This window comes from Labrenzia sp. PO1 (assembly GCF_012273635.1).
Lineage (GTDB): Bacteria > Pseudomonadota > Alphaproteobacteria > Rhizobiales > Stappiaceae > Roseibium > Roseibium algicola.
On the sequence record NZ_JAAXCR010000001.1, the window covers coordinates 770,448 to 786,132 of the forward strand.

15 protein-coding genes and 1 tRNA gene are annotated in these 15,685 nt (G+C 58.9%); 8 read left to right on the forward strand and 8 right to left on the reverse strand.

All coding sequences use genetic code 11. The annotated features are described in order from the left end of the window. The first annotated feature begins 460 nt into the window (after positions 1–460). Genes HCG46_RS03675 through HCG46_RS03690 form a run of 4 tightly spaced genes read left to right on the forward strand, consistent with a single transcriptional unit; the run spans position 461 to position 5,735 of the window. Positions 461–1,054 (forward strand): hypothetical protein, encoded by a 594-nt coding sequence (locus tag HCG46_RS03675; protein WP_139314270.1) that lies wholly within the window; start codon positions 461–463, stop codon positions 1,052–1,054. A gap of 20 nt (positions 1,055–1,074) precedes the next feature. Next, on the forward strand, positions 1,075–3,051 hold the full coding sequence (locus tag HCG46_RS03680) for a caspase family protein (protein WP_161633241.1): 1,977 nt from the start codon (positions 1,075–1,077) through the stop codon (positions 3,049–3,051). A 47-nt stretch (positions 3,052–3,098) separates the two neighbouring features. Continuing rightward, positions 3,099–5,282, forward strand: coding sequence for a glycosyltransferase (locus HCG46_RS03685; RefSeq protein WP_168684665.1), 2,184 nt, complete (start codon positions 3,099–3,101; stop codon positions 5,280–5,282). Between the two features lie 3 nt (positions 5,283–5,285). Further along, positions 5,286–5,735 (forward strand): hypothetical protein, encoded by a 450-nt coding sequence (locus HCG46_RS03690; protein WP_168684668.1) that lies wholly within the window; start codon positions 5,286–5,288, stop codon positions 5,733–5,735. Here HCG46_RS03690 and HCG46_RS03695 read toward each other — a convergent pair. From HCG46_RS03695 to HCG46_RS03715, 5 genes are all read right to left on the reverse strand, one after another. Further along, entirely contained in the window at positions 5,726–6,547 is an 822-nt protein-coding gene (locus tag HCG46_RS03695) for a hypothetical protein (protein WP_168684670.1), read from the reverse strand. The genes HCG46_RS03690 and HCG46_RS03695 overlap by 10 nt on opposite strands. Before the next feature lie 5 nt (positions 6,548–6,552). Beyond that, positions 6,553–7,680 (reverse strand): hypothetical protein, encoded by a 1,128-nt coding sequence (locus tag HCG46_RS03700; RefSeq protein ID WP_168684672.1) that lies wholly within the window; start codon positions 7,678–7,680, stop codon positions 6,553–6,555. A 62-nt stretch (positions 7,681–7,742) separates the two neighbouring features. Continuing rightward, positions 7,743–8,606, reverse strand: coding sequence for a glycosyltransferase (locus tag HCG46_RS03705; protein WP_168684674.1), 864 nt, complete (start codon positions 8,604–8,606; stop codon positions 7,743–7,745). 193 nt (positions 8,607–8,799) lie between these two features. Further along, a complete protein-coding gene (locus tag HCG46_RS03710) occupies positions 8,800–9,069 on the reverse strand; it encodes an autotransporter domain-containing protein (protein ID WP_168684677.1) in 270 nt (89 codons plus the stop codon). A gap of 73 nt (positions 9,070–9,142) precedes the next feature. Then, positions 9,143–9,219: transfer RNA gene (locus tag HCG46_RS03715), tRNA-Ile, on the reverse strand. Positions 9,220–9,476: 257 nt separating this feature from the next. Here HCG46_RS03715 and HCG46_RS03720 point away from each other — a divergent pair. Beyond that, a complete protein-coding gene (locus tag HCG46_RS03720; protein WP_023014617.1) occupies positions 9,477–10,544 on the forward strand; it encodes an AI-2E family transporter in 1,068 nt (355 codons plus the stop codon). A gap of 150 nt (positions 10,545–10,694) precedes the next feature. Continuing rightward, positions 10,695–11,441, forward strand: a complete 747-nt coding sequence (locus tag HCG46_RS03725) for an SIMPL domain-containing protein (protein WP_168684679.1) — start codon at positions 10,695–10,697, stop codon at positions 11,439–11,441. A 98-nt stretch (positions 11,442–11,539) separates the two neighbouring features. Here HCG46_RS03725 and HCG46_RS03730 read toward each other — a convergent pair whose 3' ends face one another. Further along, complete coding sequence (locus tag HCG46_RS03730) at positions 11,540–12,127, reverse strand: GNAT family N-acetyltransferase (protein ID WP_168684681.1); 588 nt, start codon at positions 12,125–12,127, stop codon at positions 11,540–11,542. Positions 12,128–12,303: 176 nt separating this feature from the next. Here HCG46_RS03730 and HCG46_RS03735 point away from each other — a divergent pair, with 176 nt between their 5' ends. Further along, positions 12,304–12,804 (forward strand): cytochrome b/b6 domain-containing protein, encoded by a 501-nt coding sequence (locus HCG46_RS03735; RefSeq protein WP_168684683.1) that lies wholly within the window; start codon positions 12,304–12,306, stop codon positions 12,802–12,804. A 63-nt stretch (positions 12,805–12,867) separates the two neighbouring features. Here the strand turns inward: HCG46_RS03735 and HCG46_RS03740 are convergent, their stop codons facing one another. Then, positions 12,868–13,965 carry an FAD-dependent oxidoreductase gene (locus HCG46_RS03740; RefSeq protein ID WP_168684685.1) on the reverse strand — a complete coding sequence of 366 codons (1,098 nt, stop codon included), beginning with the start codon at positions 13,963–13,965 and terminating at the stop codon, positions 12,868–12,870. Between the two features lie 194 nt (positions 13,966–14,159). Here HCG46_RS03740 and HCG46_RS03745 point away from each other — a divergent pair, with 194 nt between their 5' ends. Beyond that, positions 14,160–14,834, forward strand: a complete 675-nt coding sequence (locus HCG46_RS03745; RefSeq protein WP_031268172.1) for a dimethylsulfonioproprionate lyase family protein — start codon at positions 14,160–14,162, stop codon at positions 14,832–14,834. 22 nt (positions 14,835–14,856) lie between these two features. Here HCG46_RS03745 and HCG46_RS03750 read toward each other — a convergent pair whose 3' ends face one another. Next, positions 14,857–15,681: a transglutaminase family protein gene (locus tag HCG46_RS03750; RefSeq protein ID WP_168684687.1), complete on the reverse strand. Its 825-nt coding sequence runs from the start codon at positions 15,679–15,681 to the stop codon at positions 14,857–14,859. Between the last annotated feature and the right edge of the window lie 4 nt (positions 15,682–15,685).

Sequence of the window (15,685 nt, forward strand, 5' to 3'; positions counted from 1 at the left end):
ATCCTGTTGTTTTGCGGCAGGAAACCCCTTCTCGGCCGGAGCATTACGCTTCACCTGCGAAATTCAATCGCACACACGTCGGGTCACCACCGCTTCAAAGCTCTCACAGCAGACCATTGGAAGGGAAGCCCGATCGCCAGGCAGGCGGTGGCGCGAATTTTTGCTTCACTAAACCTCTGCACTTGATAGGATGTAGTGAGCCGCCGACAATGCAAATTTTATCAATTATCTGATGAAAGTGTCATAGAACGCTAAGTCAGTTTAAAAAATTCGGTGAAGTATGGCAGAGATTACCAAGCGTAAGATGCTCGGTTTCCTATCATTTATTGCGTCTATTTTGGTGGCCTGGCTAACAGGCGCGACAAGTTCGGCCAAGGCCGGCAACCAGGTCCTGAACGATCCTGTTAAGAATACGTCCTGGCAGCTTTCGAACGCACAGCAGATTTTTTCAAGGAGCACGATGCTGCCCTTTGATGAGTCATTTGACCCGTCAGCCGCAGGCAGCAAGCTGGAAAATCCAAACGGCAAGCCGATCACCATCGCCGCTTACGAAAGCGAATCCCCAAGCGTCAAGGCAGGCTCAGGCAAGGAAGCGGTCAGACCGTTTTTCTTCATTCCGAAAGGCGATGGAGAACCGACAACCGTGGCCCGGGAACGAGCCATTCTCGAGCGGTTCCTGAACAACCGTGTTCGGGTCAACAACGCTTGTGAACGCTGCAAGCAGAAGGTATTGCGCGGCATCGAACCGGTCCGATGCATTACCGAAGTCCTGCAGGATCTGGAAAATCGGCTGGCGCGGGAAGCGGAAAACGGAAGCGCCGTTGCACAGTCGGCCCTGCCGATTGTTCGCGAAATGGTCGTCAAAGTCGAGCAGGCCGAAAGTGGCGAAGCAGCTCTTGAAGCCGTTCGCGAAGGTATCAGCAAGGTTCAGCGTATTCAGATCGTCCGGTCCCAGGACACTGTGATCACGAACCTGCAGCAGCAACAGCGAGCTGTCCTGACCGAGACCATCGCGGCGGTCGAAGTCAATCTGGCGTCCATGATTTCAATTTGAGCGGAATGCGGTTCCAAACCATGAAATTGCATTTGGTCCGGCAACTTCTCGAGAAGGTCCTGCTTCTGTCAGGCCTGATACTCGTTGTCTCGGTTTCCTTACCTGAAACCTCACGAGCCCAGCAACTTGTACCCGACACGCGTATGGCGCTGATCGTCGGCAATTCCAACTACAATGGCGAGAAACTCCCCAATGCACGCAATGATGCGGAGAGTATCGCGGCAACCCTGCAGACCCTTCGCTTCGACGTCACCTTGATCCTGGATGCAACGCAGGAGGACTTCTTGAAGAAGGCCGAAGAGTTCTCCCAGGCAACCATCCGGCGCAACGCGAACGTCGTGCTGGTCTATTACGCCGGGCATGGCGTTCAACTGGCGGGCAAGAACTATCTCATTCCGGTTGATTCACGGATCAGTGACATCGATACGCTTGTCAGCGACAGCATCCATTTCGATGAGTTGCTCAAGCTTGTCGGGCGCAGCAGCGCCTTCAAGATGGTCTTCCTGGACGCCTGCCAGAACAACCCGTTTCAGGATCGCATCAAGAGCCTGGAAGTGGGCCTGGCACCACCGCCGGATGTCAGCGGGTTTCTGATCGGCTACGCCACGCAACCGGGCAAGGTTGCCTATGATGGCGCGGGTGACAACAGTCCCTACGCGACGGCGCTCCTGTCCTACATGCACTCCTCCGGCCGCGAGGTCCTGTCCGTGCTGGCGGATGTGAACCAGAACGTACGCAAGGAAACCGGTGGCGCCCAGGTGCCTTACGTGCAGTTCTCGGTCAAACCCGATTTCTATTTCAAGCCGGGCCCGGAGTCGGACGGCGACCTTGAAGCGGGCCTGTGGAAGCTGTCGGTGCAGCAGGAAGATCCAAGGCTGATCCAGCTGTACCTGCAGCGCTATCCGGAGGGCAGGTTTGTCGATGAAGCGCAAACGATCCTCGAAAGAGCGCTGAAGGACACGAACGGCGTCCTGCCGACGCCATCGGTCGGCCTCGCAAGTCTGGAAGAGGAAATCTGGTCCAACGCCCTGGCCTCCCGTAACCGGGCCCTGCTGCAGTATTACATCGAGCGATTTCCGGACGGGCAGTATCTGGAGCAGGCCAAAACGCTTGTTACCCAGATGATGCCCGACAATCCGAACAATCTGACGCAATCCGAACTGTGCAGGCGGTTCGCCACACACCCGAACGATTCAACCGTCATCTACCGGGGCGTCTCTCTCAACCTTCTGGCAAAGAACTCCGGGGCGGCCATTCATTCCTGCGAGCAGGCCGTCAAGGACTATCCGGATGTGCCGCACTACAAGGCCCTGCTTGCGCGGGCACGGGCAGCTGCCGGCGATACCAAGATTGCCGTCGACCTCTATCAGCAGGCAGCAGCTGCAGGCGACACAAGGGCACTCGTCAGCCTTGGCCTCCTCTACGAACTCGGCCAGGGGCTGCCCAAGGACCTGTTGAAAGCCCGCGAATTGTTCGAACGCGCCTATGCCAACGGCAGCGCCGACGGGGCCATCAATCTTGCAGTTTCCCTCTATAACGGCACAGGTGGCGCGCGCGATGTTCCGCGTGCAATCACCCTTCTGGAATATGCCTCATCGGAAGGCGCCGCCAGAGCGACCTACAATCTGGGCGTCTTTGCCAAGGAAGGCATTTACAAGACCCCGGAAGACGCAGCGGCCTATTTCGAACTGGCCGCGCAGCAGGGATACGCGGAAGGCGCCCTTGCCGCCGCTGCAATTTACGACGAAGGATTCCACACCGACAAATCACCACAAAAGGCATCGGAACTGTTGCTGTCCGCATTGACGGTGGACAGCGGCGAAACACTTGCGAAGATTTCCTCCGACGCCCGCAGCTGGTCGCGCGATACCATCCTTGAAATCCAGACCAGATTGCAGTCTGCCGGATACTACGAGGGCACGCTGGATGGTGTTCCTGGCCCTCTGTTCAACCGCGGACTGGAGTCCTGGCGGCTCTATGGTGGCTCCCCATCGTGATTTCCGGCAAGATCGATTGATGGATTTCCTGGGGGGCCGACCGGCACATGGAATTTGACGTCCTTTACCTGGCCGACCTGCGCTTTCCCGGCGGGACGTCCACATCGCTCAAATATGATCTTCGCGCCTGCAAGCAAGCCGGGCTGAAAGCCGGGATCATACCGCTGTGTTCCCCCTTTTTTTCCCGAAACCGGACCTTGAACGCATCCGTACTCGCCGAGATCAGGGCTACCGGCACCATCATTGTTCCGCAGAACGAAAGACCGCGGTCCAGGGTCGCGCTTTTGTATCACCCGACCTTGCTGGACAAACAGGTGCAATGCCGCACCCGTTTCGATGCGGATGTCTGTTACCTTGTCGTGCACCAGACGATACGAAACCGGGACGGACAGCGTGCCTTTCCGGCAGATCACTGGTCGGCGCTCATCTCCGACTGGTATGGCCACTCGCTCAAACTCCTGCCGGTGAGCGAGATCGTGCGCGAAGACCTTGTGATGAACGGCCTGTCCCATGCCGTTCACCAGGGTAGCTGGGCCAATCTGATCGATCTGGCCGACTATCCGGAGAAACAATCCCGGGAACCGAAATCTCCTCTGGTCATCGGCCGCCACAGTCGCCCCAGCGCTGACAAATGGCCGTCTCTATCGGTCGCCACAACCTGCTATCCGCAATCCACTGACTTTGTCTTCCGCATGATGGGCGTGCCGCAGAGCTTCGTGGACCAGTTCGAGGAGCTGCCGTCCAACTGGCAGGTTCTGCCGTTCTCGAAGGGACCGATTTCCGGATTTCTTCAAGGGCTCGACATCTACAGCTATTTCCATTCCAAAGCGCTGATCGAGGCGTTCGGATATTGTGTGCTCGAAGCCCTTGCCACCGGACTGCCCTGCGTCGTTCCACGCTATATGGAAACCAGTTTTTCCGATGCCTGCCTTTATGCCGAGCCGGACGAAGCACCACTGGTCTATGAGCAGCTTCGTAAAGATCCTCAGCTTTATGAAACGACCTCCCGAAAGGCACGCACGTTTGTGGAGGAGCGGTTTGGCCTGGACCAGTTCACCGCGAAATTCGAAAAAATCGCCGAACCCTCCGTCGCCGCCCTGCCCGCCCCGAAAACACGCAGCCCCGCCCCTGCCCCGGTCGTCCTTACGATCACTTCCAACGGCGTCGGCCTCGGGCATCTCTCCCGGCAGCTTGCCATCGCCAGGGCGATCGGCCCGCGTGCGAATGTCGTTTTCTTCTCGCTTTCCGAAGCAATCGAAATTGCAAGATCCATGGGATATCTAGCCGAATTCCGGCCTTTCCGGCAGAGACTGGAATTGGATTTCAAAGCCTGGAACAGCTATTTCTTTCAGGAAATGCGCGAGGCGCTCAGCCACTACCAACCTTGCCTCACACTGTTTGACGGCAACTTGCCGTACGCAGGTTTCGTGGACGCGGTTGAAAGCTACGGCCGCGCCACCAGCGTCTGGATCCGGCGCGGCCTCTGGCGCACGCCCCAGCCCAACAGCATCTCCCGGGAAGGCTTTTTCGACGCGATCATCGAACCCGGGGAACTCTGCGCGCCTCTGGACGAAGGCTATTCACGCCCCAACCCCAACAGCGTCACCCGGGTCGACCCGGTGTTGATGACGCCAAGAGATCAGCTCTTTGACAGAACCACCGCAAGACGGGCGCTGAACCTGCCGGACGACGCGATCCTTTGTCTCGTGCAACTTGGCTCGGAGGCAAATTTCGACATGTCCCTTCCCCGGGCACGTCTGCTGGCGTTTCTGGACAGGCACCCGAAGGTGATCGCGGTCGACGTCAGATCCCCGCTTCATTTCGAGGAACACGCGGATTTCCATGAGCGCCTGGTGATGCGTAAGGTCTATCCGCTCGGGCAGTATCTGAAAGCCTTCGACTTTGCCGTCTGCGCGGCTGGATACAATACCTTTCACGAAAACATTGCAGCCGCGCTGCCGTCGATCTTCATTCCGAACAGCAACCCGATCATGGATGTGCAGGAGGCCCGCGCAGAATATGGCGCGCGCGCAGGGTGGAACCTCACCTCACCTGCCGAGGATCCATACGCAATCGGAGAGCAGCTTGTGCAGATGCTCGATCCCGATTTCCGCCAATCGCTGGCTCGGTCGTGCCTCAGAAAGTCCGGCTGGTGGAACGGTGCGCTGCAGACTGCGCATCTGTTGCAGGCGATCGCTCAGCTTCCCGCAAATCCGCTGGAGGAGCGTTGAACCGTGTCTTTCAAACGCAGCCTTCGCAACATCGGACTACGGGTTGCCCTCGGCAGCATCCGGAAACTTGAAACCAACACCAAGAACAACGCAGCCCTTTTGTCGGAACACCGCAGACAAGGAACGGTCGCGCTTGTCTGGGCGCTCGATGAGGCAGACGATCACCTGTCCAACGCGCTGAAAGCCCAGTTGGAGAAGCTCGCGGAGTTTGAAACGATCGTCGTCGTGTGCCCGCCCAGGTACTTCTCCGCACTCAGAAGCAGAGGCCTCTTTTTCGAAACCCTGCCGATGTCGTCGGATCTTCCCCGATGTGGTGCCTCGGCCAACTGGGACCTCTATCTCGAACGCCGGATAGCCCGCATCCGGGAGAGCTGGTCGCCGGATTTCGAGTTCACCATCGGCACGTCGCCGGAAGGCTATGTTCAATCGCTGCCGAAAGGGGATCAGACATAACCATCCGCTGAAAAGACGGCGGGCTCGGCAAAGGCATAATCGAGCAAGGAAGCTTGATGAAGTGCGTCCCCCATATGCTCGCCGTTGCCAATCGACCGGAAAGGATCGGCCTCCCGTTCCTGCTTGAAATCCGGGATCAGGCTGAAATCGAAGGCGGATAGCTCGCAGATGCCTTCATACTTCCGCTGCAGGCTGTAAAAGGCGGTCAAGGCTGGTTGGTTGAGATCAGCGCCATAGGAAAGATGCCGAACGTTCAGCCCCGCAGTCAGCGCCCTCTCTGACAGGAACAGAAACCAGTCGTCAGTGGAACGGGCGTCTTCCAGAAACCCTTCCATCGTTATTTCCGGTTTCAGGGACGTGGTATCGACCCACTTCCAGGTCCCGAGCTGCCGCGCCTTTACGAGAGAGACATATCTGGCAAACCTCTGCCTTGTGAGAAAGGTGCAGGAGCAGTCAAACCGGAACAGAATGTCTTCGATCGGCCTGCCGGCCAATTGCTTCGGCAGGATCGAGTAGCACAGATAGTCCTGTCCAAGGCGGTCGCAAACTCTGGCGAGGGCACTCAGCATGAAGACCGGATCGTCCCTGAAAAAGTTGGCCAGCGCTCTAGCCTTGCCCGGGTCGACCTCAATGCCGCTTTCTTCTTCCAGCATTGCGATGAAGTCAGGCGTCTGGGCTTCAAGACCAAACGGGCACGACGGGTTGAACAGCTCGCCAAGAACGACAGCCTTTTCAAGTCCGTTCCGCATCATGGTCTGGTGCAGATGCGTGCCGCTTCTTCCCGATGAAAGCAGGATGAGATGATGCACCATGGACTTCAGCCTTGCCGAACCTGATCAGGAGTTGCGCCTGAGCACGCTGCCCCGGAAACGTCCCTGTGCCGTGGGGCAAGTTTCAGATCAACCAATTCGACGTCCTGCGCGTTCAGAACCGGGTCTTCGAGGATCGACTGCAACGCTTCATGATCAAAATGGCGAGGGTCCGCTACGTCGACCGCAGGACATTCACCTTCCTCCCGAACCTGCTGATCGCGAACCCGTTGGAACAAAACACCTATTGCCCCGACCCGGCGCGCAAGACGGACAAAGTCCGGCATCTCTGTGTAGTTTTCTTGCCGGACGACAAACTTCATTTGGAAGGTGTCTATGGCTTTCAGCCTGCGCAAATGGCCGAGAAATGACAGATTGGGCATGAGCTGAACCAACTGCCTGCCTGGCCGCAGTTCATTATAGGTTTCCGGTGTCGCGGCATCGACGGACACATGAACGCTGCCGACATGCCCCCAAAGATCGAGCCGGTTCCAGACAGCTTCCGTCAGCAGCAGGCCATTGGTGTGGAGGTTCAGCGCCTTTCTCGGCTCTGCCACACGACAAAAATTCTTCAGAAAGTTCAGGAAATGCCTGCTTGCAAAAGGTTCGCCTTCACGGCCGATGGTTATTCGGTCGGCTTTGGACAGAAAGCGTGCGTACGGTTCGTTGAAGATCCAGTCGAGCCGGTCGGCATCGTATTTTTTCAGTTGAACCGGTTTTGTCGCCCGGGAAGGACAGGCGGTGTTGCTGCTGAGGTCGTGACCGAGGCTGGCGCACGCTGGGGGCTTGTCCAGTCGGGTCCTGCCAGTCTTGATGATCTCCCTATAGTAGGCCACCGCAGGAGACGGGTCTATTTCCGACAGGATCTCCTCGCGCGCCGGAAGATCACGCCCAGTGATACGCGGACATTCCAGATGGCAGCAATGCGAGAAGTCACCCTCAAGGATCGATCGCCGTATTTCCTGGGCCTTGGGGGAGTTCCAGGCGGTTTCAGGATCGTCAGACAGACTGCCGATTGCAGCCGGTTGCCAGGCTGCGGGACAGAAGTGAATGTCCTGGTTCGGCTGGGTTTCGATCCGCTCGAACGGATTGGAACAAAAGCGCTGGCTCAGCCAGGTGTCGTCAGGCCTATCCATGCAGTTTGCCCTGAAAGGTCTTGATCGCGTTCCCGCGTGCGAATGGCGCATTCGTTGACGTGTCAGACAGCATCCGCCTTCTCAACCTCCTTGAAGGCGACGGCAACCCGGTCCTTGTCGATCCCCTTGAACGCAAGATACCTGTCAGAAAGCTGAAGCTTCTCCACCTTCTGCAACCGCTGCCGGTCGTCTCCGGCATAGTCGTGACGCATCACTGCGCCGGGCTGATACAGGAACTGCTTCGCATCCGTCTCGCCCAGCATCCGGCAACAAAGATCCATGCCTTCGTGCCCCGCCAGAAGCGGATCAAATCCGCCGTATTTTTCGAAGGCCGACGCCCGCCAGGCGGAAAACCCCTCCGTTGTCGGCGGTGCCGGTTTCAGACTGTCACCGAGATTGTAGTGGTTGCCCGTCAATCCGGCACCGGACTTCGGCGCAATGCGTCCGCGCACAGCCATGGCCCCGCGCTCGATACAGGTGCCGGCAAGCAGATCAAGATCTGCCGCGCCCGTCGATGCATCATCGTCCAGAAACAGAAGGCAGCTCCCCCGCGCGACATAGGCACCGACGTTTCGCGCCGCCGAACAGCCGATATTCTCCGGCAAGCCGAATACCCGCGCCTTGTCCGCATACCGGCCGGATGCCTCTTCAGCGGCTCCGGGCCCGTTGCCGACGAAAATCAATTCAACGTCCGGACGGAGGATAAAATCTTCGATGTCCCGGCCAACCTCGCAGGCCTCAAGGCCGCTCCGATGGGAAACGACAATCACCGAAACCTTCGTGCCATATATGTTTTGAAGGTTTTCTGTCAGGACGAAGCGATGAATATTCGCGTAGATCTCCTGCAGGCAGGCGGAAACGGCATGCTGCGCCTTTGCAAATTCGCCGTTCTCGAAATGCCCTGTTGCCTGCGTGTAGGAAGCCAAACTCACGTTCCCGTTCATGCCCGATCATGAAGCCCGTCGAGTGTGTACACATCCGTTCATCGTTGCAGCACGTGGCTGACTTGATCGACGATGTGGCCCACGTGGGGCTCCCTCAGGCCGTCCGAATAAAGCTAAGCGCCTAACATGGCCTCGTCCAGCATCGCGGGGCATCTTTCGTTCCCATCAGCCATTTCTATCGGGATCGACAAGACCGCATAAACCCATGCCTGCCTCCTTGGAACCTTGCCCTGAGTTTCGCCGCGAAAGTCTGGTCCTGCAGGCGCTCACCGAAGGAGCCGATGTAGTCGGCAGTGATGTTGAGGTTGTCAGTCACGCCGAAATTCAGCCCCGCATCGACAAGCGCCACATCCCGGTCCAGCGCCGCACCGGTGATCGAGAACGGCGAACTGCCGGTCCTCCCCAATGCCGCAACAGTGCCAGGCAGACGCCGGCGATTGAGCAAATCCGGGACTTCACATCAGCAGAAGAGAACCAGCTTTCTTCGGCTGCCAAATACGAGTGGGAGAAAAGAAAAATGGTGGGCCCGGAGGGACTCGAACCCCCAACCAATCCGTTATGAGCGGACGGCTCTAACCAATTGAGCTACAGGCCCACGGCAGGGCGAAGCCTTTGCAAGGCCCTGCGTCTGGTTCCCTATACCATGGCCAATCTCCGGGGCAAGTGCTTTGCAACGGCAGGGTGAAAAAGGTTGGGAAACTGGCGCGGTGGAAGCGTTTCTCAAGAGGTCTGGATCGCCTTGATGGAAAAAGCGGTTCCGTTCGCCTGCGCCATCGGGTCTAAATGAAGCAGCCGGGCCTTTGACGAGTCGCCCGGGGAACAGACCTGCCAAACTCGCCCGCCGGAGCCACCATGCGATCACCGCTTCTCACCGCCACGCTGAGTGTCCTGCTTGTGTGCATGATCGGCTGGCTGCTGGTGGTCGGGCGGTCCCTCATCCTGCCGTTCGTGATCGCGCTGATCGTCTGGTACATGATCAACTCGCTGGCACATGTCTTTGCGCATATTCCGCTTGGCCGCTGGCGCCTGCCCCGTTTGGTGTCGTTTTCACTGGCGTTGCTGACGATCTTCTTTGCCAGCACCGTGGTGCTCGACATCGTGACCGTCAATCTCACCCAGCTTGCACTGGACGCACCAACCTATCAGCGGCGGCTGGAAGAACTCTTCACCCAGGCATCCACCCAACTGCATCTTAATGATCCGATCGAGTTGAAGGACCTTCTGCCCGATTCCATCGTACCGCGCATGGTGACCGCGGGGGCGAGCCTTGTAACGACGCTGGCCGGGTCGGCCAGTCTTGTGTTCATCTATGTCCTGTTCCTGGTGCTCGAGCAGTCGACATTCGACCGCAAGTTCGAACGCCTGTTTCCTTCGCCGGAGCGGGCTGAAGCCGCGTTTGCCATGCGGGCCGAGATCAACCGCTCGATCATGCATTATTTCTCGATCAAGACCGCCGTCTCCGTTGCCACGGGCGTTTTGACCAGCCTTGTTCTGATCGCCATCGGCCTGCCTTACGCGGCCTTGTTCGGCTTCATCGCCTTTCTGCTCAACTACATTCCAACCATCGGTTCGCTGATCGGCGTGATCTTTCCCAGCCTCCTGGCGGTGGTCTATTACGACACGTTGGGTCCCTTCATCGCGATTGCGACGGGCCTCGGCCTCATCCAGTTCACCATCGGCAATCTGGTCGAACCGCGCCTGATGGGATCCAACCTCAATCTGTCAGGCCTCGTCATCATGTTGTCGCTGGCCTTCTGGGGGGCGATCTGGGGTGTTGTCGGCATGGTTCTGTGCGTCCCGCTGACGGTGATGATCGTGATCGTCTGCGCCCGTTTCGAAGGTTCCAGGCCGATTGCGATTCTGTTGTCGCAGACCGGTGAGGTCGGCGGCCTGTCGGGCAAGACCGGCACCACGGGTTAGGCCTCCGGGGAAGAATTTCAAACGACTTTCGAGGACATCTGCCGGGTTTTGCCGATGAACGGCAGATGAACACAACCGTCATTACGCCGCCGCAATCACAAGCGAGTGTCCGGCCATCGAACAAACTGTTTCCATCAAGGATAAGTTCATATGAATGCCCCTCTTTTCCCCTCCGTCTCCCTGCTGCGCAAGGCTGTTCTGGCCGCTGGCCTCAGTGCCGCGCTCGTGAGTGCCGCACCGGCTGTCGCGCAGGATTCCCCGGCACCGGCCGGCACGATCACCATGCAGGGCCGCGGTGCAGTTTCCGTTGCCCCCGACATGGCCGTCATTTCCGCAAGCGTCGTCACCACCGGCAAATCCACTGCCGACGTTCTGGCTGAAAACAGCGCCGCAATCGCCAAGGTCATTGAAGCGGTGAAAGCAAACGGCATCGAAGCCAAGGACACCCAGACCAAGGGGTTCGGCATCTACCCGCGCTACGATCACTCCAAGAACTCCAGCAGCCAGCCGGATATTGCCGGTTATGAGGTTCGCAACGGCGTTGAGGTCAAGATCCGCGATCTGGCCAAGCTTGGCGGGCTGTTGACGCTTGTCGTCGAAAGCGGTGCAAACTCGGTCGATTCCATCCGCTTTGAAGTCAGCAATGCCGACGAGATACTGGATGAAGCCCGCAAGAAGGCCGTCGAGGACGCTCGGCACAAGGCAGGCATCTTTGCAGCCGCTGCCGGTGTCGATCTCGGCACCATTGCCGACATCACGGAAACCGGCACCGAAATGCCCCGTCCCTACATGATGCGCGCCGAGGGCATGATGATGGCCAAGTCCGCCGATGTGCCGATCGAGGCGGGCGAGGAAACCATCAGCGCGAATGTCACCATCCGCTGGACGCTGAAGTAACCACGCGCCGGAAACAAAAAAACCGGGGCCTGGTTTCCAGGCCCCGGTTTTCTTTTGTCCAAAACTTCGTTCACCGGTCAGCGGGCTGCCGGGTTCCCTCAAAGGTTCCGGTGCCAAACCTGCATCGGCTTGTCGGTTTCTTTGTTCTCGCCGACATCGCGCCAGGGAAACGTTACGACGACACCCTCCAGCTTTTCGTAACCGCGCTTGCGCCAGAACGGATCGAGCGGGGCGTAGTCTACCGGCTTCAGCGGGTGCGTGTCCGGGCGGATCACCGCACAGAAGGCTGCTTCACCGAAACCGAGCCGCCTGGCGTGTGCTTCGCGCTCGTCAAAAAAGCGATGGCCGATGCCCTGGCCACGGTAGGCAGGATCCAGAACGGATTCGGCCATGTAGAAGACGTTTTCCGGATCCAGTCCCTGCTTGAGGAAAGGGGTCTTGAAAGCCTCCAGTTCGGCACCGAGCGGCTCACCTGTCGCCGCGCCAACCAGCCGGCTGCCGTCATATGCACCGACAATCACTGCTCCCTCCGTCCGGGCATATCGTTGCAGGTATCCGGCTTCGTACTCCAGAGACCCCTCATAGAGATATGGCCAGCTGCGGAAGACGGATATCCTCAGGCGCGCAAGATCGTTCAGCGCAGCTGTCAACTCCTCGCCCGTCAGCGTTCTGATGTCAGCTGGCATGATGCCTCCCGTCCTTCAAAAACCGCCTGACCGCTGGGCACAGGTCCGTTTGTTTCAATTGTCGCAAAACCGCCTGGACCTGTTACCAAATAGTACAAATCCCCGATACCTCTGCCTGCCCTGGCATGGCACTAATATTTGGCATTTCTTTTCTTTGCGAGGAGCCAAAGCGCGCCATGTCCACGACACAGCCAGCGTCCTACAGTCCGATCCATATCATTCTGCATTGGGTGATTGCCGCCCTGATCCTGTTTCAGCTGATCTTCGGCGAAAGCATGGGCGATCTCAAACACGTGCTGCGCGACGGCGGCGTGCCGGATGCGGCAACCGCCTTTCTGGCAAATGCCCACATCTGGGTTGGCATTGCCGTTCTGGCCTTGACTGTCATCCGTCTTCTGGTGCGGGCAAAATTCGGCGTCCCTGCCCCGCTCCTCACTTCAAGAGCCCAGGAACTGGCCGCCAGGGGTGTCCACGGCCTGCTCTATCTGCTCATGTTGCTGGCACCGATCACCGGACTTCTGGCCTGGTACGGCGGCATCCACACTGCGGAAGAAATCCACGAATTGAGCAAGCCGTTCTTCATCGTGCTGATCGCACTGCATGTGCTGGGAGCCCTCTACCATCATATTGCCCTGAAGGATGGCATCATGATGCGGATGGTATCTTCCCGGCACTAGCCGAAACAGAAAAGGCTCCGGCAATCTCGCAAGCCGGAGCCTTCTTTTTTTGCGCCAGATGACTTAATCGCGTGCTTCCAGCCAGACGCGTGCAGCGTCCATGTCGTTGCCGGTAAAGCCTTCCGCCAGTTTCTGCCCCACGACGGCACCAAACTTGTAGCCATGTCCGGAACAGGCCGAGACGACAGTGGTCTTGCCTTCGCTCATTGCGAAGAAATGCTCGTCTGAGGTGAAGGTGTAGGCACATGTGACGACGTCATCGACGCGGTATTCCTTGATCCGGCCGAACGGCGGAGAGAAATAGTCGCGCAGGGTCTCTCCTTCGCCTGCAACGGGTATCCGATCCTGGTTCGGCGGAGCCTTGTACTTGTGAATACCCGCCCCGAACTTGAGGCCGGTTCCGGCGACCGGAGGCAGGATGTAACCGTCGATCGGCCCGCCCGGATCGAGAATCGCCGGCGATCGTTCCCAGGCCTCGCGCAGATCTTCAGGCGGCGTCAGATAGACAACCGCGGTCCGGTAAGTCGTCAGGCTGATGTCCAGCTTCGGGAAGAGCCCCAGCGTCCAGGCACCGGCCGTCACGATCACATGCTCTCCGGAGACCGTGCTGCCATCGGCAAGGCTCACCGTGCCCGCGGATGTGTCGACGGCAGTCACCTGTGCGTTTTCGCGCACATCAGCTCCCTTGGCGATCAGCCAGTCGCGCACCCCGGCTGCAATTTTCTGGCACAGCAGAACGCCGCCCTCGTCGCTGACTGCGCCATAACGGATCGTCGACGGATCAACGAAGGGAAACCGTTTCGCCGTTTCTTCCGGTGTCAGGTCCTCGAACGGATAACCGCCCTCGACCAGACCGTCCCGATAGACCTCGCCGCCATCGCCCGGTTCCTGCGACAACAGCATGAATCCCGTTTCGGCGAGGTGCTTCTCACCCAGGTCGTCCCACATCTCGTCCCATGCCGCGTAGGCATCGCCGATGCGGCGCTGATAGCCGCCCTGGCCGCCATAGGCCCGGCGGATGATACGGTGCTGGTCACCGGAGGCCGAAAGCGGGTTGGGGATTGGTCCCTGCTCCAGAAGCGTGACCGGCACGCCTCGTTTTGTCAGGGCCCAAGCGGTGGAAAGTCCGGAAACACCGGCTCCAACAATCACAACTGTCATGAATTCTGTCCTGCGGAATGGAGGGCCAGATTATCTGCCTGTCCGGCGAGCGCAAGAGACGTTCTGACGCAAACCGCGCATGACGGTTATGTATTTTCGGTTGCCGTAAAGAGAGAAGCCGCTACGCTCCGTTCCGATAGGCTCAGGCCGATCTTGATCAGGGTGCGGGAGGACAAGCCGTGCTGGAAAATAACATGTCGGAAGAACAACCTCTGGCCAGCCGCCGCCTCGCCGAGTTCCCGGATTGGGGCTATCTTTTGCGGGAATTCTACGAGGCCTACCGGTTCCTCTCGTCCGGTGGCAGCGACAAGATCCGGGCTCATCAGCGCGCGGTGCGCGAGGCAATTGGGCGGGTGCTGAAATCAGATCCGGAGATGCGCTTCGATGCCCCGGCCCACAAACCCGTGACGGCACATCTCCGGCGTGCCCTTGACGAGGGCAAGCAGGAGCGAACCGCTCCACTGGTGCGCGCCATCGAAAGTGTCCGGGACCATCTCATCTGGCAGTATGGCTACGAGAAAGTGCCGCGCGGCCTCGACAAGACGTATGCCTACGCGGAAATCTGCGGACCGAACGGACCGGTTCTGACGACGGACGTCATTCTGGGCCTGGTCCTGTTCGCACCGGGCTGTACATATCCGGCCCACGCGCACAGCGGCATATCGGAAAGCTACATCTGCGTTTCAGGAGCGGTTTCGGAAAATCACCAGGGGGTCTATGCCCCCGGATCGATGATCTTCAACCCGCCGGAGCATATGCACCGGATCACCGTATCCAAACTGGAGCCGGCACTTCTGGCCTGGGCCTGGATCGGCCCGCCGGAACGCCTCGCCAACCAGAAGATGGTCTTCAGCCGCAAGAAGGGGTGAGAGACCTCCTCCCCTGTCGACGTCAGACGATATCCCGTCGGATCGTGATCTCCGCCTTTTCCGGCCCGTCCGGCGAAAGCCAGACGGGCTCTGCAATCAGTTTTTCGCAGAAGATCCCCAGTTCGGGAAATGTCAGCCCCATGGAATGGGCCAGCGCAACCCGGTCACCCGGCTTCGGGTTGAGCCCGCAACAGATCTCTCGTGTGCCCATCTTCAGGTGATGGGCAATGTCCCACTCCAGCACCACACCCTGATGCCGTGTCACCACCCAGCAGTGCATGTCGTCGCAGCAGCCGTTCTTTTCTTGCGGAAAAAAGTATCCGGTCACGTAACCGGCTTCGAAGCCGGCGGCACGCAGGCTGGCGATCAGGTAGGTGTTGATGTCGACGCAGGACCCTTCGGTCAGCCCGCACGACAGATAGGGCACTTCTTCACACCCCTCGTTGAAACGAACCTGAGGATGGGCATAGCGGAACTTTTCGGCCGCCGCGTTGACGAGCGACTGAATGGCGGCGTGACCGTCGGGCTGACTGTCGGCAATGTTGATCGCATCATAGACGAGATCTTGAGCTGCCCGGGTAAAACGGTTGCGCAGTGGCGCAAACACTGCATCAGGATAGCCCGGCCCTTCGTCGCGGTATTCGTAATTCACCACAACGTCTTCCCCGGGTTCCACCGACACCACGGCCACCATCTGGCCGGTAGTGATTTCTCCGGCCAGGCCCAGCTTTCCGCCCTTGACCTCGAAACCGACCGGCATCTGGTGTGGCGTCGGCAAGCCGACCGGCACCAGCAGTTTGTGGCGAGCCTCATCCGCTCTGACCGTGACAGAAACGTTCGTACGCATTGTC

Bases quoted from the DNA above. Each gene is read 5' to 3' on its own strand.
- HCG46_RS03675 (WP_139314270.1), top strand. From the start codon at position 461: ATGCTGCCCTTTGATGAGTCATTTGACCCGTCAGCCGCAGGCAGCAAG.
- HCG46_RS03680 (WP_161633241.1), top strand. From the start codon at position 1,075: ATGAAATTGCATTTGGTCCGGCAACTTCTCGAGAAGGTCCTGCTTCTG.
- HCG46_RS03685 (WP_168684665.1), top strand. From the start codon at position 3,099: ATGGAATTTGACGTCCTTTACCTGGCCGACCTGCGCTTTCCCGGCGGG.
- HCG46_RS03695 (WP_168684670.1), bottom strand. From the start codon at position 6,547: ATGGTGCATCATCTCATCCTGCTTTCATCGGGAAGAAGCGGCACGCAT.
- HCG46_RS03700 (WP_168684672.1), bottom strand. From the start codon at position 7,680: ATGGATAGGCCTGACGACACCTGGCTGAGCCAGCGCTTTTGTTCCAAT.
- HCG46_RS03720 (WP_023014617.1), top strand. From the start codon at position 9,477: ATGCGATCACCGCTTCTCACCGCCACGCTGAGTGTCCTGCTTGTGTGC.
- HCG46_RS03725 (WP_168684679.1), top strand. From the start codon at position 10,695: ATGAATGCCCCTCTTTTCCCCTCCGTCTCCCTGCTGCGCAAGGCTGTT.
- HCG46_RS03730 (WP_168684681.1), bottom strand. From the start codon at position 12,127: ATGCCAGCTGACATCAGAACGCTGACGGGCGAGGAGTTGACAGCTGCG.
- HCG46_RS03735 (WP_168684683.1), top strand. From the start codon at position 12,304: ATGTCCACGACACAGCCAGCGTCCTACAGTCCGATCCATATCATTCTG.
- HCG46_RS03740 (WP_168684685.1), bottom strand. From the start codon at position 13,965: ATGACAGTTGTGATTGTTGGAGCCGGTGTTTCCGGACTTTCCACCGCT.
- HCG46_RS03745 (WP_031268172.1), top strand. From the start codon at position 14,160: ATGTCGGAAGAACAACCTCTGGCCAGCCGCCGCCTCGCCGAGTTCCCG.
- HCG46_RS03750 (WP_168684687.1), bottom strand. From the start codon at position 15,681: ATGCGTACGAACGTTTCTGTCACGGTCAGAGCGGATGAGGCTCGCCAC.